The 21093-nt window shown below is 55.7% G+C and carries 19 protein-coding genes and 1 tRNA gene; 8 read left to right on the top strand and 12 right to left on the bottom strand.

Annotated features, from left to right (window positions below; translation table 11 throughout):
* The first annotated feature begins 263 nt into the window (after positions 1–263).
* Positions 264–2087 (top strand): extracellular solute-binding protein, encoded by a 1824-nt coding sequence (locus ABVT35_RS10750; protein WP_368466415.1) that lies wholly within the window; start codon positions 264–266, stop codon positions 2085–2087.
* Positions 2088–2117: 30 nt separating this feature from the next.
* Positions 2118–2795, top strand: coding sequence for a DsbA family oxidoreductase (locus tag ABVT35_RS10745; protein WP_368466414.1), 678 nt, complete (start codon positions 2118–2120; stop codon positions 2793–2795).
* On the opposite strand, the gene mfd is transcribed toward ABVT35_RS10745, so the two are convergent.
* Both mfd and ABVT35_RS10735 read right to left on the bottom strand, forming a co-directional pair.
* Positions 2792–6295 (bottom strand): transcription-repair coupling factor, encoded by a 3504-nt coding sequence (gene mfd, locus ABVT35_RS10740; protein ID WP_368466413.1) that lies wholly within the window; start codon positions 6293–6295, stop codon positions 2792–2794. The genes ABVT35_RS10745 and mfd overlap by 4 nt on opposite strands.
* On the bottom strand, positions 6289–6579 hold the full coding sequence (locus tag ABVT35_RS10735; RefSeq protein ID WP_368466412.1) for a succinate dehydrogenase assembly factor 2: 291 nt from the start codon (positions 6577–6579) through the stop codon (positions 6289–6291). The genes mfd and ABVT35_RS10735 overlap by 7 nt, the downstream gene beginning before the upstream one ends.
* 194 nt (positions 6580–6773) lie before the next feature.
* Here ABVT35_RS10735 and recG point away from each other — a divergent pair, with 194 nt between their 5' ends.
* The 3 genes from recG (at position 6774) to ABVT35_RS10720 (ending at position 10249) form a co-directional block, all read left to right on the top strand.
* Complete coding sequence (recG, locus tag ABVT35_RS10730; RefSeq protein WP_368466411.1) at positions 6774–8879, top strand: ATP-dependent DNA helicase RecG; 2106 nt, start codon at positions 6774–6776, stop codon at positions 8877–8879.
* Between the two features lie 8 nt (positions 8880–8887).
* Positions 8888–9316, top strand: a complete 429-nt coding sequence (locus tag ABVT35_RS10725) for a DUF1801 domain-containing protein (RefSeq protein WP_368466410.1) — start codon at positions 8888–8890, stop codon at positions 9314–9316.
* Positions 9317–9406: 90 nt separating this feature from the next.
* Complete coding sequence (locus ABVT35_RS10720) at positions 9407–10249, top strand: hypothetical protein (RefSeq protein WP_368466409.1); 843 nt, start codon at positions 9407–9409, stop codon at positions 10247–10249.
* A gap of 8 nt (positions 10250–10257) precedes the next feature.
* Here ABVT35_RS10720 and ABVT35_RS10715 read toward each other — a convergent pair whose 3' ends face one another.
* From ABVT35_RS10715 to glmU, 3 genes are all read right to left on the bottom strand, one after another.
* A complete protein-coding gene (locus tag ABVT35_RS10715; RefSeq protein WP_368466408.1) occupies positions 10258–10974 on the bottom strand; it encodes a DUF502 domain-containing protein in 717 nt (238 codons plus the stop codon).
* 154 nt (positions 10975–11128) lie between these two features.
* Positions 11129–12955, bottom strand: a complete 1827-nt coding sequence (gene glmS, locus ABVT35_RS10710; protein WP_368466407.1) for a glutamine--fructose-6-phosphate transaminase (isomerizing) — start codon at positions 12953–12955, stop codon at positions 11129–11131.
* A 119-nt stretch (positions 12956–13074) separates the two neighbouring features.
* Positions 13075–14436 carry a bifunctional UDP-N-acetylglucosamine diphosphorylase/glucosamine-1-phosphate N-acetyltransferase GlmU gene (glmU, locus tag ABVT35_RS10705; protein ID WP_368466406.1) on the bottom strand — a complete coding sequence of 454 codons (1362 nt, stop codon included), beginning with the start codon at positions 14434–14436 and terminating at the stop codon, positions 13075–13077.
* A 98-nt stretch (positions 14437–14534) separates the two neighbouring features.
* Between glmU and ABVT35_RS10700 the strand changes: the two genes are divergently transcribed.
* The gene (locus tag ABVT35_RS10700) at positions 14535–15491 is read left to right on the top strand and encodes a DMT family transporter (RefSeq protein ID WP_368466405.1); all 957 of its coding nucleotides are present in this window, start codon (positions 14535–14537) and stop codon (positions 15489–15491) included.
* On the opposite strand, the gene ABVT35_RS10695 is transcribed toward ABVT35_RS10700, so the two are convergent.
* A complete protein-coding gene (locus tag ABVT35_RS10695; RefSeq protein WP_368466404.1) occupies positions 15488–16231 on the bottom strand; it encodes a cytochrome c biogenesis CcdA family protein in 744 nt (247 codons plus the stop codon). The genes ABVT35_RS10700 and ABVT35_RS10695 overlap by 4 nt on opposite strands.
* 184 nt (positions 16232–16415) lie before the next feature.
* Here ABVT35_RS10695 and ABVT35_RS10690 point away from each other — a divergent pair.
* Positions 16416–16491 (top strand) — tRNA-Lys (locus ABVT35_RS10690).
* Between the two features lie 234 nt (positions 16492–16725).
* Here the strand turns inward: ABVT35_RS10690 and ABVT35_RS10685 are convergent.
* The 4 genes from ABVT35_RS10685 to ABVT35_RS10670 all read right to left on the bottom strand — a co-directional run bounded on the left by ABVT35_RS10685 (position 16726) and on the right by ABVT35_RS10670 (position 19083).
* Complete coding sequence (locus ABVT35_RS10685; RefSeq protein WP_368466403.1) at positions 16726–17475, bottom strand: class I SAM-dependent methyltransferase; 750 nt, start codon at positions 17473–17475, stop codon at positions 16726–16728.
* A 319-nt stretch (positions 17476–17794) separates the two neighbouring features.
* The gene (locus tag ABVT35_RS10680; protein ID WP_368466402.1) at positions 17795–18259 is read right to left on the bottom strand and encodes a CAP domain-containing protein; all 465 of its coding nucleotides are present in this window, start codon (positions 18257–18259) and stop codon (positions 17795–17797) included.
* Between the two features lie 96 nt (positions 18260–18355).
* Positions 18356–18565 carry a hypothetical protein gene (locus ABVT35_RS10675; RefSeq protein ID WP_368466401.1) on the bottom strand — a complete coding sequence of 70 codons (210 nt, stop codon included), beginning with the start codon at positions 18563–18565 and terminating at the stop codon, positions 18356–18358.
* 131 nt (positions 18566–18696) lie between these two features.
* Positions 18697–19083 carry a hypothetical protein gene (locus ABVT35_RS10670; protein ID WP_368466400.1) on the bottom strand — a complete coding sequence of 129 codons (387 nt, stop codon included), beginning with the start codon at positions 19081–19083 and terminating at the stop codon, positions 18697–18699.
* A 435-nt stretch (positions 19084–19518) separates the two neighbouring features.
* On the opposite strand from ABVT35_RS10670, the gene ABVT35_RS10665 reads away from it, so the two are divergent.
* Positions 19519–19707, top strand: coding sequence for a hypothetical protein (locus ABVT35_RS10665; protein WP_368466399.1), 189 nt, complete (start codon positions 19519–19521; stop codon positions 19705–19707).
* An 86-nt stretch (positions 19708–19793) separates the two neighbouring features.
* Here the strand turns inward: ABVT35_RS10665 and ABVT35_RS10660 are convergent, their stop codons facing one another.
* Positions 19794–20186 (bottom strand): DUF2147 domain-containing protein, encoded by a 393-nt coding sequence (locus ABVT35_RS10660; protein WP_368466398.1) that lies wholly within the window; start codon positions 20184–20186, stop codon positions 19794–19796.
* 256 nt (positions 20187–20442) lie between these two features.
* Positions 20443–21060: a TetR/AcrR family transcriptional regulator gene (locus ABVT35_RS10655; protein ID WP_368466397.1), complete on the bottom strand. Its 618-nt coding sequence runs from the start codon at positions 21058–21060 to the stop codon at positions 20443–20445.
* Between the last annotated feature and the right edge of the window lie 33 nt (positions 21061–21093).

Below are 21093 nucleotides of genomic sequence, written 5' to 3'. Positions count from 1 at the left end.
AAACGATCCGCGGTTTGTGCCTGGTTCCCAATCCGCGTCTCCAATTGCGTACTCCCTGTGCGGCAAATAAGGCCATTGCAAGGCCCATAGCACTTTCAAGTGTTGTCTAAGCGCAAACCTTCTTCCTGTCACCCTGTTTGATGACTGCGATCTTCAATTGGTCGAAATTTCCTGCAAAATCCGTGAATTCACGCCCGATCCGTGCGTGTTGGATTCAAATATGTTCATGCTACGGTTTGCGAAGAATCAGCAAAGGGCTCGCGATGCGTTACTTCCTCCGACCGATATCTGCAGCATTGCTGCTGGTGACAGCCAGTTTCGTTCCCGCTTTGGCTGCACAGCCGCAACACGCAATCGCATCCCATGGCGAGCCGGCACTGGCACCGGATTTCAAGCATTTTCCCTATGCAAACCCGGATGCCCCGAAGGGAGGACGCGTTTCCTACGGTGTGGTCGGTACATTCGACAATCTGAATCCTTTTATCCTCAAAAGCATGCGCACAACCGCGCGCGGCATGTGGGATCCACAATTCGGCAATCTGACCCATGAAAGCCTGATGCAGCGCTCGCGCGATGAGCCCTTTACGCTTTATGGCCTGCTGGCAGAATCCGTCGAATTCGATGATGAACGCACCTACATACAGTTCAACATCAACCCACTTGCACGCTGGTCTGACGGCAAAGATGTTACCGCGGATGACGTGATTTTCACGTTCAATCTGCTTGAGGAAAAGGGTCGCCCGCCCTACTCCTCCCGCCTCGACAAGGTCAAAAACATGGAAAAGACCGGACCGCTCAGCGTCCGCTTTACACTGAAGGAAGATGCCGGCAATGAATTTCCGCTGATCCTCGGTCTCAACCCGGTCCTGCCAGAGCACGCAACCGATGTTGAAACATTTGACAAAACCACATTTGATCCACCGGTCACCTCGGGTCCGTATCGCATTAGCGAGGTGAAGCCGGGGCAAAAAATCACGTTCGAGCGGAGACCGGACTATTGGGCCAATGACCTGCCGATCAAGCGTGGCATCGATAATTACGACGAAATATCGATCGAATATTTCCTTTCGGACAGCGCCCAGTTCGAAGCCTTCAAAAAGGGCATATTCGATTTTCACGCCGAGGGAAGCCCCATAAGCTGGAAGCGCGCCTATAATTTCTCGGCTGTCGAAAACGGCGATGTCGAAAAGACCGTTTTCGAAAGAAAAACGCCGGCAGGCATGTACGGGTTTGTCTTCAACACCCGCCGGGAAAAATTCCAGGACGTCAGGCTGAGACGCGCACTGGCGATGCTGTTTGATTTTGAATGGGTCAACAGGACCCTTTTCGATGACGCCTACAAGCGCACCGAAAGCTATTTCCAGCATTCCTTTCTTTCATCCATAGGTATACCCGCCAGCGACATCGAAAGAAAACTGCTCGAGCCCTTCCCGGATGCCGTCGATGAAGCGGTGCTGGTCGGCAACTATCACGCGACAAGAACCAATGGCAGTGGCCGTGACCGAAAGGTCCAAAGGGCGGCGCTGGAGCTGCTGAACGAAGCGGGGTACAGGATCAGCGGAGGCAAGCTGCTCAACGAGGCCGGCGAGCAGCTTGCCTTCGAAGTCATGACCCAAAATGAAGGTCAGGAGAAAATCGCCCTCGCCTACCAGCGCAATCTTGCCGCACTCGGTATTGAGCTCCGCATTCACACTGTTGACGATGCGCAGTATCAACGCCGAAGCCAGAACTATGATTACGACATGATCATGAAGAGCTACTCGGCGTCACTATCTCCCGGCACGGAGCAGATCTGGCGCTGGGACAGCCGCTCTCGCGATGTTCCGGGTACATTCAACTACGCAGGTACGGCTGACCCCGCCATCGATGCGATGATCGAGGCGATGCTGGAAGCGCGATCCCAGGAGGATTTTACCGCTGCCGTTCGGGCGTTTGATCGCGTTTTGATTTCCGGGCACTATGTTGTTCCGCTCTATTACCTGCCAGGGCAACGGGTTGCGTACCGGTCAAACCTTGAACATCCCGCCTTTACGCCCATTTACGGCTATGTGCTGCCGGCCTGGTGGGACAAAAGGGCGGCGCAATAGTGCGGCAGTCGGCTTGAATGGAGAATCCGGATGACAGCGGTCAATATCGATATCGTGTCGGATGTAATGTGCCCCTGGTGCTATATCGGCAAGAAAAGGCTTGAAGAGGCTTTGAAGGACCTGCCGGAAGATCTTGAGGTTGACGTTCGCTGGCGGCCCTATCAACTCGATCCAACACTGCCCAAAGAAGGCAAGGACCGAAAGCAGTATCTGGAAGAAAAGTTCGGTGGTTCCGAGCGCGCGAAACAGATCTACTCAACCATTGTCGATGCCGGACGCGAGGAAGATATTCCATTCAATTTCAGCGGTATAGAGGTCTCGCCCAATACGCTGGACGCACACAGGCTCATCCGTTGGTCGGCGTCGGAAGCACCCGGCGTGCAGGACCGGCTGGTGGATCTTCTGTTCAAGGCCTATTTCATTGAAGGCAAAAATATTGGAGACAACGCTGTTCTGCTCGATGCAGCGGAGCAGGCCGGCATGGACCGGTCCATCACGGAAAGCCTTCTCGTCGGGACGGCCGATTGCCTGGAGGTTGAACAGGAAATCGATGTCGCCAGAAAGATGGGCGTGACAGGTGTTCCCTGTTTCATTCTTGAAAACAAATACGCTGTCATGGGCGCGCAGTCAGCCGATGTTCTTGCCAGTGCGATCCGTGATGTCGCCAAGGAGAAAGAAGCGGCGCCCGATACACAGCCGGCGACTTAACCGGCTTCCGCAATTTCCGCCAGCTGGCTCATGATTACCGCAGCGCCGCTCAGCCGTTTTTGTGCGCTCGGAAGATCACGGACAAAAAGTATGCTTTGATCCGGCCGGATCTTTGCCAGCAAACCCTGTTTGCCGAGATGCTCGACCAGACCGGTTGGATTGGGGAATTCGGCATTGCGGAATTGCACGACAATTCCCTTCGGACCCGCATCCAGTTTTTCGACATTGGCCGTGCGGCAAAGCGATTTCATGAACACTATTTTCAGAAGGTGCTGAACCTCTTCCGGCAACGGTCCGAAACGGTCTATGAGTTCAGCGCCAAATGCATCGATCTCGGTCGGTGTGGTCAGGTCGCCAAGCCGACGATAAAGACCTAACCGCAAATGCAGGTCAGGCACATATTCGTCCGGGATCATCACTGACGTTCCGACGGTTATCTGCGGAGACCAGCCGGTATCGACGAGGTCTTCCTCTCCTTTCAGTTCGGCGACCGCTTCCTCGAGCATATGCTGGTAGAGCTCGAATCCGACTTCCTTGATGTGGCCGGACTGTTCCTCACCGAGGAGATTGCCCGCACCGCGGATATCGAGGTCATGGCTTGCCAGCTGGAAACCCGCACCAAGCGTATCCAGCGATTGGAGGACCTTGAGCCTGCGGTCCGCGGTGGCTGTCAGAACCTTGTTGACCGGCAGCGTGAACAGGGAAAAAGCTCGAACCTTGGAGCGCCCTACCCGGCCGCGCAGTTGGTAAAGCTGAGCCAGTCCAAACATATCGGCACGGTGAACAATGAGCGTATTGGCGGTCGGAACATCGAGGCCGGACTCGACGATCGTTGTCGAAAGCAGCACGTCATATTGGCCGTCATAAAAGGCATTCATGATGTCGTCGAGTTCACCGGCCGGCATTTGCCCGTGTGCCACTGCGACCTTCAACTCCGGCACATCGGCCTCGAGGAACGAGCGTACATCTTCCAGATCCGACACGCGCGGGCAGACGTAAAAACTCTGCCCCCCGCGATAGTGCTCGCGCAACAGTGTTTCGCGTATGACCAGCGGATCGAACGGTGAGATAAATGTGCGGACGGCCATCCGGTCCACCGGCGGCGTGGTGATCAGCGAAAGCTCCCGCACGCCGGTCATGGCAAGTTGCAGGGTCCGCGGAATTGGCGTCGCCGAAAGTGTCAGAACATGGACGTCAGATTTCAGTTCCTTCAGCCGCTCCTTGTGTTTGACACCGAAATGTTGCTCCTCGTCGATGATAAGCAGGCCAAGATTTGCAAAATTGATCGACTTACCAAGCAGCGCATGGGTGCCAATGACGATATCGCTCTTGCCTTCCGCTAGTTCTTTCTTCGTAAGGTTCAGTTCCTTCTGGCCGACCAGACGCGACGCCTGCTGGACACGGACCGGAAAACCGCGCAGCCGGTCGCTGAAAGTCTTGTAATGCTGGCGGGCAAGCAGCGTTGTGGGCACGACAACAGCAACCTGCACACCATTCATTGCTGCAATGAACGCTGCTCTCAGCGCCACTTCCGTCTTGCCGAAACCGACATCGCCGCAAACGAGACGATCCATCGGAACCCCGCCCCGAAGATCATCGAGCACGGAATCGATAGTGTTGGCCTGATCATCCGTTTCATCATAGGGGAAGCGAGCCGCGAATTCGTCATAGAGCCCTTCGGGAATTTTAAGTTGCGGGGCATGGCGCATCTGTCGCTCCGCAGCGATGCGGATCAGCGCATCGGCCATTTCCAGGAGACGCTTTTTCAGCTTTGCCTTGCGCGACTGCCAGGCAACCCCGCCGAGTTTGTCGAGAACCGCCTCGGTGGCTTCGGAACCGTAGCGGGACAAAAGCTCGATATTTTCCACCGGCAGAAAAAGCTTGGCCTGTTCGGCATATCGCAATTCCAGACAGGCATGCGGGGCGCCGGCCGCCTCTATGGTCCTCAGCCCCATGAACTTGCCGATTCCGTGTTCGGCGTGAACTACGATGTCGCCTTCTTCGAGACCGGAGACTTCGGATATGAAATCCGCGCCCTTTTTGCGTCGCCGACCGCGTCGAACCAGTCGGTCACCGAGTATGTCCTGTTCGCCGATCACGGCAATGCCGTCGATCTCATACCCGCTTTCCAGATTGAGGATGGCGGCTGCGGCCTCGCCCTGTCCGAGATCGAGTGTTTCGGACAACGACCTGATAATACGCACGCGCTCCAGGCCGTGCTCGCCCAAAACCTGCAGCAACCGGTCCAGTGAACCTTCCGTCCAGGCGGTGATCAGTACCTTTGTGCCACCCGCCCGTTTTTCGCCAATGTGCCTGACCACCTGGTCGAACACGTTGACCTTCTGGGCACCGGTTTCCTGTTTTTCGACAGTGCTTGCCCAGCGCGGCCCGGCATGCGCGTCCAGATTGACGACACGCCTGGCGCTGCTCTCTTCCTCCATGAAGGGCGAAAGACTGACCGCATTTGCGGTATCCAGAAAATCGGAAATTGCCGACGGTTGAAGATAAAGCTGGTCGACGGGCACCGGATTATATGGCGTGGCGTGAGCGGAGGATGCCTCCTCGGTTATTTTCTGGCGCGCTTCAAAGTGGTCGATGATCTGTGCATGACGCTCAGTTGCCGCCTCAACGACATGCCGGTCTGTGTAGAAGGAAAATCCTTCGAGATAATCGAATGTCGTTTCCAGCTTCTCATAAAAGAGCGGGAGCCAGTGTTCCATACCGGCGAAACGCCTGCCTTCGCTGATTGCCTGGTAAAGTGCGTCTTCGCGCTTCGCCGCACCGAACAACGCCAGATAATTTTTCCGGAAGCGACTGATGGTTTCGGCATCCAGCGAGACTTCACTCATCGGATTGAGTGTCAGTTCCTGCGCCTGGCTTGTAGTTCGCTGTGTGGCGGCGTCAAAACAACGAATGCTTTCCAGCGTATCGCCGAAGAAATCGAGACGCAGCGGCTCGTCATACCCCGGCACGAACGCATCGAGGATGCCCCCGCGTATGGCATATTCGCCAACTTCGCGGACCGTCGGCACCCTTTCGAATCCATTCGTCGAAAGCCTCCGGGTAAGGTCGTCCATGCGGATCTGGTTTCCTGGCCGCGCATGGAACCCGAGACCGTCCAGGACATTGCGCGGTGGAATTTTCTGCATCAGCGCGTTGACCGAAATCAGCACGATTGCAGCATGGGGATTTGCCCGATGCGCGATCAGGGCGCCAAGTGATGACAGTCTCCGCGCGGCGGCATCGGCGCTGGGCGATACGCGGTCATAGGGCAGACAATCCCAGCCGGGTAAGGAAAGCACCGGAATATCCGGCGCAACAAATTCGAGGTTCTGCGCAACATCGGCCATGCGCTGGCCGTCTGACAAAATGTAGACGACCGCCTGCCCCTTTCTTGCCGCCTCGGCCAAAATGAGCGGCTCGGAGCCGGATGGGACATTGGCAAGCGTTGTCGGGTTTTTTGCATTGAATATGCGGTCGGCAGCAAGACTTGTCAGCATTCCTGGTCACTTTGTCTGTAGGCGCAAACCTGCTGGAAGATTTCCGTGTCGTGTTCCGGGGGCACCGGTATTTCGCTGGTGACCCATTGGACGAGATCCCGGTCGTCGACGGCCATCAGGGCTTCCAGTACGTCCAGTTGCGCATCGCTCAAACGATCGATGTTTTCGTCCGCAAACTGGCCGAGAATCAGGTCCATCTCCCTGATACCGCGATGCCAGGCGCGAAAGAGAATACGCCTGCGCCTGGGGTCCAGTTCTGCGCTTGTACGGGTCGTGCCGGTCATATGCTGTTCTGTTTCCTCGTGGTGATGCGTTTCTATAGCGAAGGCAAAGCCAATTGTCAGCTTTGCGTTCAAAGATCGGGTTGCATCGTGATAGGTTACGCGTCAGTCCATCGACGAGGAGAGATATGGCACGCGATCTTGATCTGTTTCAGGCAATTTTTCCAAAGGTGGACAGTTACGGAGAACGTGACTGAATGCGTCCAAATCTGCTTGACCCGCTGTTTGTGCCGATAACATCCTTCACCGGCATTGGACCCAAGATTGCGGCGCTGATCGCGAAGGCACTGGGTCGGGAAAGCGCCGATGACACAAGGGCCGTCGATCTCCTTCTCCTGCCGCCACACCGGCTGATCGATCGCAGGAACCAGCCTGGCGTTGCCTATTCGCCGGAGCACGCAATCGTCACCCTGAAACTGCATGTCGATCGACATCAGCCTTCGCCACGGGGCAAAGGCAATGTCCCGTACCGGGTATTTGCCCATGATGAGACAGGCGACATTGCGCTAACGTTCTTTCACGCTCGCCAAAGCTGGCTCGAGCGATCGTTGCCGGTTGGAGAAACGGTGCTGGTCAGCGGTAAGGTTGACTGGTTCAACGGCCGGGCATCGATGGTTCACCCGGACCGGATGGCACTTGCGGAAGACATCGATAATTTTCCGCTGGTGGAACCGGTCTATCCGCTCACGGCGGGCCTATCACCGAAATTGCTGCAACGCGCCGTAGACAGCGCCGTCGCCGCCCTCCCTGACCTGCCCGAGTGGCTGAATGAGGCGTTCCTTGTACAGAACGGGTTGCCGGATTTTGCCGCAGCCGTGCGCGGGCTGCATGCACCGCGCGACGAGCATGACATGAACCCCAATGCACCCGCGCGGCGGCGTCTTGCCTATGACGAACTCCTGGCGGGACAGCTTTCTCTTGCGCTTGTGCGTCAACGCATCCGCAAGCTGCAGGGCAGACCTGTAAAGGGCGACGGCTCTGTCCGGGAAAAACTGCTTGAAGCGCTTCCTTTTCAATTAACCGAAAGCCAGCGGGAGGCGATCGCGGACATCCTCAAGGATATGCAAAGCCCGAACAGAATGTTGCGGCTGCTTCAGGGAGACGTCGGCTCGGGCAAAACGGCCGTCGCGCTCTTTGCAATGGCGGCCTGTGCAGAGGTCGGCGGGCAGTCGGTTTTGATGGCACCCACCGAGATACTCGCGCAGCAGCACTTTGCCACGATCGAACCCCTGGCACGTCAGGCCGGCGTTCGCGTGGATATACTGACGGGCCGTACAAAGGCGAAAGAACGGCAAGCAATCCTCTCCCGCATTGAGAGCGGTGAGACAAAAATGATTGTTGGCACCCATGCTTTGTTCCAGGAAAGCGTCAATTATCATGACCTGCTTCTTGCCGTGGTCGACGAGCAGCACCGGTTCGGGGTGCATCAACGTCTTCGCCTGACGGCAAAGGGTGCAGCGCCTCACATGCTGGTGACGACTGCAACACCTATCCCGCGAACTCTCGTCCTTTCAGCGTTTGGCGATATGGACGTATCGCGCCTGACTGAAAAACCGGCCGGCCGGCTTCCCATAAAAACCGTAACTCTTGAACTTGAACGTATCGGCGACATCGTCCGGAGGCTGAAGGATGCGATATCAAAGGGAAAGAAGGCCTACTGGATATGTCCCCTCGTCGAAGAATCGGAACTCTCGGAACTCATGTCCGCGGAGCAGCGGCACGCATATCTTGCCGCGGAATTCGGTGCGCTTGTCGACGTGGTGCATGGCCGTATGAGCAGCGCCGACAAGGATCGTGCGATGCAGGATTTCAAAACCGGCAAAACACGTATTCTGGTGGCGACCACGGTGATCGAGGTTGGCGTCGATGTTCCGGACGCGTCGATCATGGTCATCGAGCATGCCGAGCGCTTCGGGCTGGCGCAATTGCATCAGCTTCGCGGACGTGTCGGACGCGGATCGGAGGCTTCCAGCTGTATCCTCCTCTACAAAGGGCCGTTGAGCGAGACGGCAAGAGCACGGCTATCCATCATGCGTGAGAGTGAGGACGGTTTCCGAATCGCTGAAGAGGACTTGAAACTTCGCGGTGAAGGCGAATTGCTTGGAACCAGACAGTCGGGTGCACCCGGTTTTCGGCTCGTCGACCTCGAGGCGCACCGGGACCTTTTGGAGACCGCCCGCAACGATGCGCGCTATATCCTGGAAATGGACGGTGAACTTGCGTCCGAGCGCGGTCAGGCGCTACGGATGCTGTTGTATTTGTGGCGGCGGGACGAGGCGATTAAGCTGCTGCGTGCGGGATAGGAAAAACGATGACACCCTTTCAATCGGCAGATGTCGAAGCCATATTTTCCGGCTATCCGGACGATGTGAAAGAAAGCATGCTTGCCCTGCGCGAACTGGTATTTCTGGCGGCTTCGGATACGGATGGTGTTGGAAAAGTAGAAGAAACTCTAAAGTGGGGTGAACCGAGTTACCTGACCGTTCGACCGAAGAGCGGGTCAACCATCCGCATGAACTGGCATTCCAGTCGCCCGGATCAGTGCTCCATCTTCTTTCATTGCCAGACCGACCTGATTTCGACATGCCGCGAACTCTATCCGGATCTCTTTGAGTTTGAGGGCAATCGTCGCATGTCGTTTGCGGCAGCACAGCCGCCGCCCGATGATGCATTGAAACACTGCCTGGCCCTTGCTCTGACCTATCATAGCCGAAAGCGCTCCGGTAAGGCCTCCACGTGAATCTCCTGGGCATAGATCTGCCGCGGAACTTGCCGAGCGTGTCAATCGACGCTAGTACGATTGTCTGAAATCATGCAGGACAAAACAGCTGTGACATCACAAAAGCGGGTCGTTTTTGCCGGACTAGCGCGCGACTGCGCCCACGCCCTTCCCTCCATTTTGAATTCCATCGAAGATCTCAGTGCCGATCTCGACGATTGGGGGTATGTGTTTTTCGAAAACAACTCGGTGGACAATACAGCGAAGCAGCTCGAGCGGTTCCACCAAAAGCATGACCGAGGAACGGTCCAGTCGTTTGACAATCTGGATGCTAAAATAAATTCGAGGACCGAACGGCTCGCTCTGCTGCGCAACAAATGCGTGGAGACCGCGTTATCTTCGCAGCGGCTGGGACAATTCGACTACCTGATAAAACTGGATCTAGACGCCGTCAATGAACGGCTCGACAAGGTGCGTATCCTGGAACTTATGGAGCTTGAGGAGCCAGCATGGACGGCCGTGTTCGCAAATCAAAGCGAACGGTACTACGATATCTGGGCCCTGCGCCATCCAACCTGGAGCCCGGACGATTGCTGGAAACGTGTCCGCGAGCGCCCTGAGGATATGTCAAAAGAAGAGGCGATTGACGAGTTCGTCGTAAAGCGGCGCGAAAAGCTGGATCCGGAGCGTGGGTTCATCGAAGTTCAGAGCGCTTTTGGCGGCTTCGGGATTTACAGGTTACAGGCGCTGCGCGATTGCCGATATGTCGGAGTAGACGAAGACGGCCATGAGGTTTGCGAACATGTCGCTTTTCATGAGAGCCTTCGAAACAATGGCGGGCAACTCTTTATCGATGCTTCTCTCATCAATGGCCGTGGCAACCATCGCCACAACGCCGGGATGAGCTTCGCAACGAAACTGAAGCGGAAAATCCGCAAATTGCGCGCCAGTTGAATTGTCGCCTACTGTGCGGCGGATTGGCTGTCTTCCAAATCCTGTTTTTCCTGAGCCTCTTTGGCGAGCGCTTCCGTCTTGGCCTGATATTCAGGTGCGACCAAACCCGCTGAAATTACCATTTTGGCGGCCTCCTCGACGGTCATATCCAGAATGATAATTTCGTCCCGCGGGACGAACAGCAGGAAACCGGATGTTGGATTCGGCGTTGTTGGCAGAAATACCGAAATGGTGTCATTGCCGGTATCATGAAGCCGCGAGTCCACCTCTCCCTTGGTTTCTGTCGCCAGGAACACCATGGACCAGATGCCGCGGCGCGGATATTCGATGAGACCGGCCTTGTTGAAGGAGTTGTTCTGCTCGGCAAGAACCGTCTGAAATATTTGCTTCAGACCTTTGTAGACACCCCTGATCAGCGGCATCCGGTTGAGGATCGATTCGCCGTAAGCGACGATGGTGCGGCCAATGAGGTTCGCGGTCAGAAAACCAACGACGGTAATGAACACCAGCGCCGTCAGCAGACCGAACCCGGGAATGCTGAACGGCAGGTAGTTGTCGGGGTTATAAACTGCCGGCAGATAGGGTTTTACCCAGCCATCCACCCATTTGATGAAAGACCAGGTTAGATAGGCTGTGATCGCCAGCGGCGCACAAATAATCAATCCGGTCAGAAAGTAGTTTCTGATCCGTGTTGACGCTGATAGGCGGGTTTGTTTTTCTGACATTCACCGAGCCGCAATGGGGAGCAAGAATATATGCAAAGTAATATAGGAACATACGCTTCCGGCAACAAGCTCAGTTCGCACATGGCCTGTTTCGCGCGCGCTTAACAGTCCGGGAAAATGCGTAAATCCCCATTTGCCAGCCTTCATGCCTGTCCTATTCGACAGTGACGGATTTCGCCAGATTTCTGGGTTGATCAACATCGGTGCCCATGAAAACCGCGGTGTGATAGGCAATCAACTGAATAGGCAGGGTAAAAATCAACGGCATAACCAGTTCATCGACATTCGGCAGAGCGATCGTTGCCATTGTCTCGAGGTCATTGGCGGCGGCGCCGTTTTCGTCGGTAACGAAAATGATTCGCCCTCCCCTGGCCGCAACTTCCTGCATGTTTGATATCGTCTTTTCGTAATGCCGGTCATAGGGAGCAATGACGATGACAGGCATGTTTTCGTCGATCAGTGCTATCGGCCCGTGCTTGAGTTCTCCGGCGGCATAGCCTTCCGCATGAATGTAGGAAATTTCCTTGAGCTTAAGGGCACCTTCAAGGGCGAGCGTAAAGTTGGTGCCGCGCCCAAGATAAAGAACGTCCCGGTATTTTGACAGTTCTCTGGAAAGGGTTTCCAACTGCGGCTGTATGGAATTGAGCACGGAGCCCGCAATTCTCGGCGCCTCTGAGAGTGCCCGGACCATGTTCAGTTCCTCGTCCGCAATCAGTGTGCCGCGGGCGCGTCCAGCAGCGATCGCAAGCGCTGCAAATGCAGAGAGCTGACAGGTCAGTGCCTTGGTGGATGCAACGCCTATTTCCGGACCGGCCAGCGTCGGAAATACCACATCCGATTCGCGGGCGATCGTTGATTCGCGGACATTGACAATCGAGCCGATTTTCAGCCCGTGTTCCTTGCAGTAGCGCAAAGAAGCAAGCGTATCGGCGGTCTCGCCGGACTGAGAGACAAACAGGGCCGCCTGGTTTCCCGGCAGCGGCATCTCCCGGTAGCGGAATTCCGAAGCCACATCGATCTCGACTGGGAGCCGCGCATAACGCTCAAACCAGTATTTTCCGATTTGACCGGCGTAATAGGCAGTTCCACATGCCGCTATTTTAAGACCGTCTACCGATGAAAAGTCGATTTCGGACGCGAGATCGCGGACCTTTCCGGAGGCAAAATCCACATAGTGAGCAAGCGTATGGGACATTACCTCCGGCTGCTCATAGATTTCCTTTTCCATGAAATGGCGGTGGTTTCCCTTATCCACCTGGGCATAAGCGGTGGAAGCCTTGCTGCGCGGGCGTTCAACCCGTTTGCCTTCGCCGTCGAATATCTCCACGCCGTCCTTGCGAATAACGGCCCAGTCGCCATCCTCGAGATAGGTGATGTCGTCGGTAAAGGGCGACAGCGCAATAGCGTCAGAACCAAGGAACATCTCACCGTCTCCGAAACCAACGGCAAGTGGCGGACCATTGCGTGCTCCCATGATCTGACCGTCTTCACCATCGAATAGCACCGCAAGGGCGTAGGCGCCTTTGATCAGCTTCAGCGTCGCGAGCATGGCTTCCTTGGGTGTTTTTCCACTGCGCAACAGGCTGGCAAGAAGCTGGGCGACAACCTCGGTGTCGGTATCGGTGGTAAACTCAGCACCCCTTGCTGACAACTGCTCCCGGATCTCAGAAAAATTCTCAATGATACCGTTGTGAACAACGGCGACCCCCTCACAAAAATGCGGGTGCGCGTTGTTTTGCGTCGGCGCGCCATGGGTGGCCCAGCGCGTGTGGCCAATACCCACATTGCCGTCGAGCGGGTTGCCAGAAAGCTCTGCCTCGAGGTTGACAAGTTTGCCTTCCGCACGGCGGCGGTCGAGCTTACCCTTGAGCAGGGTTGCAACACCGGCTGAATCGTATCCGCGATATTCAAGCCTCTTCAGCGCGTCCACCAGAAGCGACGCAACCGGCTTATTGCCAATGATTCCAACAATGCCGCACATAAAATTCCCCTCAGAACACTGCTTTGATAGCCATTTGCCTGATCACTGCAATGGCGACAATGTCGCAAACAATTACATCACAAATTTTGTTTTATATGGCCGACAGCGCAACCGGAAGATCAATTCCCGGCTTTTCTGCGGCGCTCTTTTTCCGCAAGGCTGCGCTCTTTCAACTTTACGGCCAGCCCTTCTTTGTTGGTCTGCCGTGCCCGCCCGAACGACAAAGCATCTGCCGGTACATCCATCGTTACGACGCTGCCGGACGCAACATAGGAACCGTCACCAATCGTCACCGGCGCAACGAGCGCTGAGTTGGAGCCGACAAAAGCGCCGGCGCCAATGATTGTGCGGTGTTTGTTAACGCCGTCATAATTGCAGGTGATCGTACCGGCACCGATATTGGCTTTCGCCCCGATATCCGCATCACCGACATAGGTCAGGTGATTCACCTTGGCGCCGTCGCCAATGACCGCGTTTTTGACTTCGCAGAAGTTTCCGACTTTGGCACCGTGCTGTAATTCGGCTCCAGGCCTCAGGCGCGCAAACGGCCCAACCGAGCAGCCGGTGTCTATAACCGCACCCTCAAGGTGACTGTACGAAAATACTGTCGCACCGCTGCGAATTGTGACGCCCGGTCCGATGATGACATTAGGCTCAATGGTCACATCGGCCTCAATCAATGTGTCGTGGCTGACAAAGACGGTCTCTGGCGCTCGCATACTGACGCCCGCCATCATCAGGTCGTGACGCCGCTTGTGTTGCCACAGTGACTCTGCCTCTGCGAGTTCCACACGTGTATTGATTCCGAGGACTTCTTCGGCGCTTGCCTCAACGGCAACAACCGAGCCTCCGGCGGCCCGCGCGATTTCAACGATGTCCGTCAGATAATATTCGCCCTTTGCATTGTCGTTCCCAACGGCGTCCAGCAATTCGAGAGCCTTGCGCCCAGATATTGCCATCAGGCCGCCATTGCAAAAAGTGATTGCACGTTCCGCGTCCGTCGCATCGCGGTGCTCACGGATGGCTGCAAGTTGCCCGTCGCGTTCGATCAGACGTCCATAGCCGTCCGGGGCATCGGTCCGGAAGCCGATCACTGCAACATCTGCGCCTTCTGCAAGCGCAGCGCGGGCATTGGCAAGGGATTTTGATGTGATCAGCGGCGTATCACCGAATATGACCAGGATATCGTCAAAGCCTTCCTCGATGGCCTTGCGCGCGGCAAGAACCGCATGGGCCGTTCCCAGGCGCTCGTTCTGCGACCAGGTTGATACCGGCAGTCCCGTATCGGCCGCAGCGGCCACCTCGTCAGCGTTCCGGCCCACGACCAGCGCGACCGAATCGACATCGGCCGACTGCGCTGCCTTGATGACGTGCGTGATCATCGGCAAATTGCCCACGGTGTGCAGTACCTTGGACGTCGACGACTTCATCCGGGTGCTGTCCCCTGCCGCCAGCACCACTGCGAGACAATTGCGCGCCATTGCATTCTCCATTTTTAGTTCTTTTATTTTGGGGAAAGATAATACAGGACGTCTAAAGAATTTGTTCTTTTTAGGAAAGCCCCGGCGCGCGTATCTCCATGACATCTAATGTACTGACCCCATCCGGCCGTTCGCCGCGTCTTGCCATTGCCTATGTGGTTATGGCGCTAACGCCGCTTTTCTTTTCCACAAATATCATTTTCGGGCGCGTTACGGTTCCGGAGGTCGCTCCGTTCACGCTGGCCTTTTTGCGCTGGAGTTTCTGCGCTCTGATTCTCCTTCCCTTTGTCTTCAAGGCAAGACGGGAGGTTATCGATGTGGTGCGCCGGGAGCCGCTATTGCTGCTCCTGCTCGGCTTTCTGGGCATGTGGATATCGGGTGCGGGCGTGTACTATTCCCTCCAGCACACAACGGCGACAAACGGCACGCTGATCTACACCACATCGCCGCTGATGATCATCCTTCTGGAGCGGGTGTTTTTCGACAGGACGATCCGCTGGCGCGAACTTGGCGGTATGGCGGTCGCATTTGTAGGGGTTGCGGCGATTTTGTTTCAGGGCAGCTTCAATCGTTTTCTTTCCGGGTCACTGAATGTCGGAGATGTCGGCTTTGTGCTGGCGGCTGTGTCATGGGCAGGATACTCTATCCTGTTCAGAAGCGGACGCCTGTCCAAACTGCCGATCATGTCCCTGTTCGGTCTGGTGTGCGCCGCAGGGGCGCTTTTGCTGCTTCCCTTTGCGCTCTTTGAATTCGTATCGGGCGCGGTGATGCCGGTGACAGGATCAGCATGGCAGGGTATTGCCGGGATCGTCGTCTTTTCATCCCTGCTGGCGTTTTCGGGATTTCAATACGGGTTGAGGACGCTCGGCGCCTCACTCACCGGCATCTTCATGTATCTGTTGCCGCCCTACGGTGTTCTCCTTGCCGTCCTGTTTCTGGGAGAAAAGCTTCAGGCCTTCCACGTTGCAGGTATTCTGCTTGTGCTGGGCGGCGTATCGCTCGCCACTTTTCCTGCCGGTAAAAGGTCAAAGAAAATCGGCGTGCCGGAAAGCTAGCCGATCGTTGCAAATGCTGGAAATGTCTCGAGAAGCCAGAAGGCCATGCGCTGCATGCCACCGGTCAGGAACAGTATCCCGGTCAAAACGAGAAGTCCGCCCATCGCCTTTTCCACATGTCCGAGATGACGGCGAAAGCGCGTCAGGAACTGCATGAAAACGCCTGAAAATGCTGCTGCAATCCAGAACGGGACGGCCAGGCCCAGCGAGTAGGCCGCCAGCAGAAATGCGCCGTCTCCCACTGTATCGCGCGCGCTTGCAACACCCAGTATGGCTCCCAGGACCGGACCGATGCAGGGTGTCCAGCCAAATGCGAATGCAAGACCCATAATATAGGCACCGGTCATGGTCGCCGGTGTGCCGCCGCTCTGAAAGCGGGCTTCGCGGTTGAGGAAACCGATTCGGAACAGGCCCAGAAAATGCAAGCCCATGATGATGATCACGACGCCGGCGATTTGCGAAAGAATGTCCATGTGCGCACGCAAAAGCCCGCCGATACTGGATGCACCGGCGCCGAGCGCGACAAAAACGGTCGAAAACCCAAAGGTAAAAAAGAACGATGCGAGCATGATCGAGCGGCGTGTTCCGCGATCGCTTTCATGACCGCCCTGGAAGTCTTCCATGCTGACGCCGGCCATATAGCACAGATACGGCGGCACAAGCGGCAGCACGCATGGGGAGAGGAACGAAAGGCTGCCGGCAAATATGGCAGTTAAAACGGAAATATCTGCGATGTTCAAAGGTCTTGTCCGCGTTGTATACGCCCCTCTATTAAGGCTCTTGGCGTTCACGCGCCAGTCACCTTTTTGCGCGGTGAAACGAAAATTGAAAAAGAAGACAAATGTTGCAATTTTCCGGTTGACCAGCCAAGGCCGCATGCATATGTTCCGCGCAATTCTTGAGGGCCGCTATCGCGCCTGTCGGGAGCCGATAGCTCAGCTGGTAGAGCAACTGACTTTTAATCAGTAGGTCCAGGGTTCGAGCCCCTGTCGGCTCACCATTAAAATCAAAGACTTATAGATTGTTAGCGACAGATTCAGTTATGGACTGGTCGCAGAAACGCTGCCCTTTAGCGCCGTTTTTAGGAGGCGTGACTCATAAATGGAGTAGCGTCCGGGCTGAAAACGCCCGACTCTGCTTCCCGCTTGCCAACAGTTTGGTGAAGATCTCATAGTCGGGCAAGTTCGCCAGAACACGCAGTGCCGGATCACCCTTGACCGCAAAACGAGCCGAGCTAGCCCCTTATGCAGTCGATAAGGATCGTAGGGGGATGTTCAAAAAAGTAATTCCAGTATTCGAGATCATCCTTGCCGTCCGGAGAAGGCGACAGTTCCGGTGCGTGAACCGCAAAGCTGTGAAACCCGGCGTCTCGAAAGGCGGCTTCGTACGCCTCGACCGGAAGGTAGTAATTATCAACCTCAAGAAGAGAGCCATCGACGTAGCCCGACCAGGTTATCGGAGCACCGTCAGCGACACGGTCGGCCAGCTTTATGTCGAAGCCATATTTTTGATAATCGGGCGGCGGCCGAAAGTCATAGACGGCGGGGTTCGTGGTGAAGGTGACAAAACGTCCCCCGGACTTCAGACGGCTGGCAAGCCCCTGGCACATGCGTGCTAGTTCCGCGCGATCTTGCGCATAGACCAGCAGCCAGGCCGCTACGACCAAATCGAAATCCTGCCGTGGGCCGGCCGACCGGACGTCTTCGACCCGATATTCGATCCCGATGGACTCCTGCGCTTCCTGATTGCGAGCGAGCTCAATCATCCGTTCGGAAATGTCCACACCAACCACCTTCGAAGCACCGGCCCGACCAAGAATACGGGTGAAATGACCCTCGCCGCAGGCAACATCCAAAACTTTTTTGCCTGAGACATCCCCAATCAGCTTCATCAGGGAATACGTCTCGACCCGCGATCGCCACGGCTGCTCTTTCACCTTCTTGTATTGCTCTGCTACGTGCCCCTTATCGAAATCAGTGGTCATGATTGTTTCGTGCTTCCGTTGTTGAGAGGACTTTATCGGGCATCCGTCCGATGTGCCGGCTTGAGTTTCCCTCAGTTCATCGCTCCCATATCTGCACGCAATCGTTGTGCCGAGCAACCCATCCCGACACGTGTATTCCACCACTATTGTTGGCTTTCCACCTGCCCGATATTTCCAAACCGGCTGCGACAGGGCCGGCCGCAATTACGATCAGACGGCACATTTATTCCTGTCCCGGCGAATATATTCAAATCCAGTTTTGGCCGTGTGTCTTCCGCCTGGCTTTGAAAACCGGCTCGCACATTCATGGTTCGGCCGATCAGTTTGCCAGGATCATCGTCCAGTAAGGGCGGTTGCCGGATGCAGGATCACGCGCGACTGCCAAACCGACGCGACTGTAATTTCCGAGCATGTTGCGGCGATGACCGCGCGACGTCTGCCACGACGCGATGACGGAAGCCACATTGGGCTGTCCCATGGCCACGTTCTCGGCTGCGGCACCGGCTATGCCGTATTTGCGCATGCGTGCGCGAAACCGTTTGTGATTGAGTCGGCCGGATCGCGCCATTGCTTTCGAATGATCCAGCGCCGCTCGTCCGAGCGTGGCGTCACTTTTGAGCGCACCACGCCGGTTGGCGCTGCGATATGCATTGAGCCGGCCAAGCGCCTGCCCGGTAACAATATTGCCACGGGCCGCCCGCGCAGGCCCGGCAAGCAGGCCACAGGCAGATATCGCAAATGCTGTACTGCTGAAGGCGATCAGAAAATTGCGTCGCTGGATCATCGTTCGTCATTCCTCAGATAGCCGCCACGTTCGACCAGCGATGGTAGCCGAACAGGCTGCATTCTGGAATCACAAACTGCAGTTTGCCCGCAGGCCTTACTCGCGCACTTTTTCCCAGAAACGCTCCCGGTCGCCGGTCAAATCCTGCGCGAGATCGTCTATCGCCTCGGTGACTGCACGCGCCTTCTTGTACCGCTCCTTGAAAGGCCGGGAGCCTGCCATAACTGCAAGCGCGCCCTTGCGACCCGTGTCGAGCTTTTCAATTGCTGCTGGAATGGAGAATGACGACCGGCGTCCTTTGGACATTCATCTAAACGCTTTCTCCGCAATGTCGAGATTATTGATTCCCTGCCCCACTCAAGAAATAGTTTGATCCTTCACATTTGAGAACGAACCAGCGGTTGATTTGGAATGACAATTCGACTTCTGAACACGGGTTACCCGTCAGCCGGGAGCGCTTTCTCGGTAGCGGCGGCGGCAGGTTCCTCAACATTGCGCGGCGGCAAAGAGAGCTCCATCTTGTAGGCCAGAAACCAGATCATATAGACACCGGCGGCCCACCAGACCAATTGCCATGCCCAGATGGACGGAATGCCGAAAATCCAGCTCGCCGCATCGTCGGGATTGCCGAAAATGGTGTTGCCCAGAACCGCACCCTGACCGGCGCCGACGACAAACCAGACGATGACAAGAACCCATGCGAGCGGAACCAGCAGGTGCTTTTCATCGGACAGGCCGGCGTGCTTTTGCAGAAAGTCGTGCATTTCCTGCCGATGTGCTCCCGCGGCCGCATTCTGGGTGAGTGCGGAAACAGCGATGGTCACCACGAGATTTGAAACAATGCCCCAACCGGCAGAATGGATAGTCCATGGCCAGCGCCCCCAGGGAAGAAGACGTTTTAAACAGTTGGCTGACCCAACGGGAAAAATAGTACGCTCTTAGCCAACTATCCGAAATTGCCGGAAGATCTGACGCCGACGTGATTATGCATTCCGACCTGAGTGCGACTTTACAAATTCGGTAATCTTTCGGGTCTGTAGTTTTTATCACAGTACCGCACTGCAATTACGGCAAATATCCAATTCTAAGGGATCGGGTGAACCAGCTGCGCAATGGAGAAATCCAGGACCAGCCACAGCGGAACGCAAACGCCATGGGGCTTTTGACGGCTATGCGCTCCGCGGTGCAGCCGGCACCACCCGATTTTTCAGATTCCGCGGCCTAAGACGGGCTGCGAGCAAAAACAAAGGGTATGCGTCATGGCTCGGAACGAGAATGAGGTGCGGGAAATCATCGGCAACACCGCCGTGGAACTGATTGAATTGGCAAAAGAAATCGATGACCAGTTTCTGCTGCATCTGATATCGATGGTTATGATCGCCGCGAACAAACAGGCGATGATAGAAATCGACAAGGCGGATGGCGAGGATCTCTTGATCTTGCACTGATCAACAATGCGACGGTTTGAAAGGCGCGGGTTGAGAACAACCCGCGCCTTTTAATATGTACAGCGATATATTTGACTTAACCGGCTCTACTTCGTGCGTGCCCAGTCCTGAGAGCGGCAGATGGGCCCCTTGCAGCCTGAAACGACCAGCGTATCTCCCTGTAGCGCAAGTTTGCCATTGGCGGTAACGTTGAGTTCCGGCGACCAGACCTTTCCGCCGCTCCACTTGCCGGCCCCGTCGGGCTTCATATCCCAAATCAGTTGCTTGCCGGCATCCTTGAAGCCGGAAATCGGTTTGTGGTCGGAGCCATATGCCGCGTCGATCGTACCGCACAGATTTGCGCCACAGGGCGCAACCTTTACTTTCAGATAGTCGCCATTCTTGGCCGGCTGCGTTTGCCACATGCCGGTCGCGTCAGCTCCATATGCCAAGGTTCCCATCGACAATAGAGTAAGCGTGGCTATCAAAATCCGTTTCATCATCGTATCCCGTTATGGTCTATCTTGGATTGCGATACAGCTTAACCGGGAATGGAAGCAAGTTGCATCGCAATAGTCAAATCTCCGGAAATTTTATGCGTTTTGGATAGCGAATTTTCCGGTATCGCCTGTGCTTCCAATCAGAGCTCGAATAGGCACATTTGGCGTTTTATCGAGAATCATTTGTGGGTTTTGCATGTACGCAAATGATGTCAAAAATATCCCGAAGCGGTTCGCAACACAGGTGAAGCCGGCGTTACAGATCCGATATTAGCTTCTCGACGACGAAGCGGACTGTTTTTTCCGTCTCCGAGACATCAAGCTCCCGGTCATAACGCAGTCTTCGCCAGGTCTCGAAATTTGCCGCCAGATCAATAGCATCGAACAAGGTATTGTCCTGGCAAATAGGCTCCGGCAATATCGCCGTAAGTTGCGAGCGCTCGATCGCCAGAAATCTGCGGTAATTTTCCATCAAAAACTCCGAACGGAACCTGCGCAGACTTGCCGCAACTTTCATGGGCAATATATGTTCGTAAATCTCTGCCCGCTTTGAGAGTGTCTCCATGAGCTGACCGCGCCATTCGCTTGATTCATAAGGGCGCAGCAGAACCGGCATCACTTCCGCCTCTATCTGGGCAGACATTTCCCGGTACAAGCTCTCCATATCGTCGATATGGCGAAAGACGGTTCGCAGACTAAGGCCCGATGCGTTGGCAATTTCATGGGTGCGCGGCATGAAATTGCCTCCCCGCACCAACCGCAGCACTGCATTTGTGATCTGTTGCCTGCTTCGAACACCTCTGCGGCGGCGGCCGTCCGGCACTTCAACCGACGATGACTTAATTTCGGACAGATTGATCTTGTGCTGGCTCACAATTGCCTCCCGTCGCTCAACCCTGCGATGGTG

Source organism: Hoeflea sp. TYP-13, assembly GCF_040932035.1.
GTDB lineage: Bacteria > Pseudomonadota > Alphaproteobacteria > Rhizobiales > Rhizobiaceae > Hoeflea_A.
Note: the sequence above shows the minus strand (reverse complement) of the source record. Positions and strands in the feature narration are given on the sequence as shown.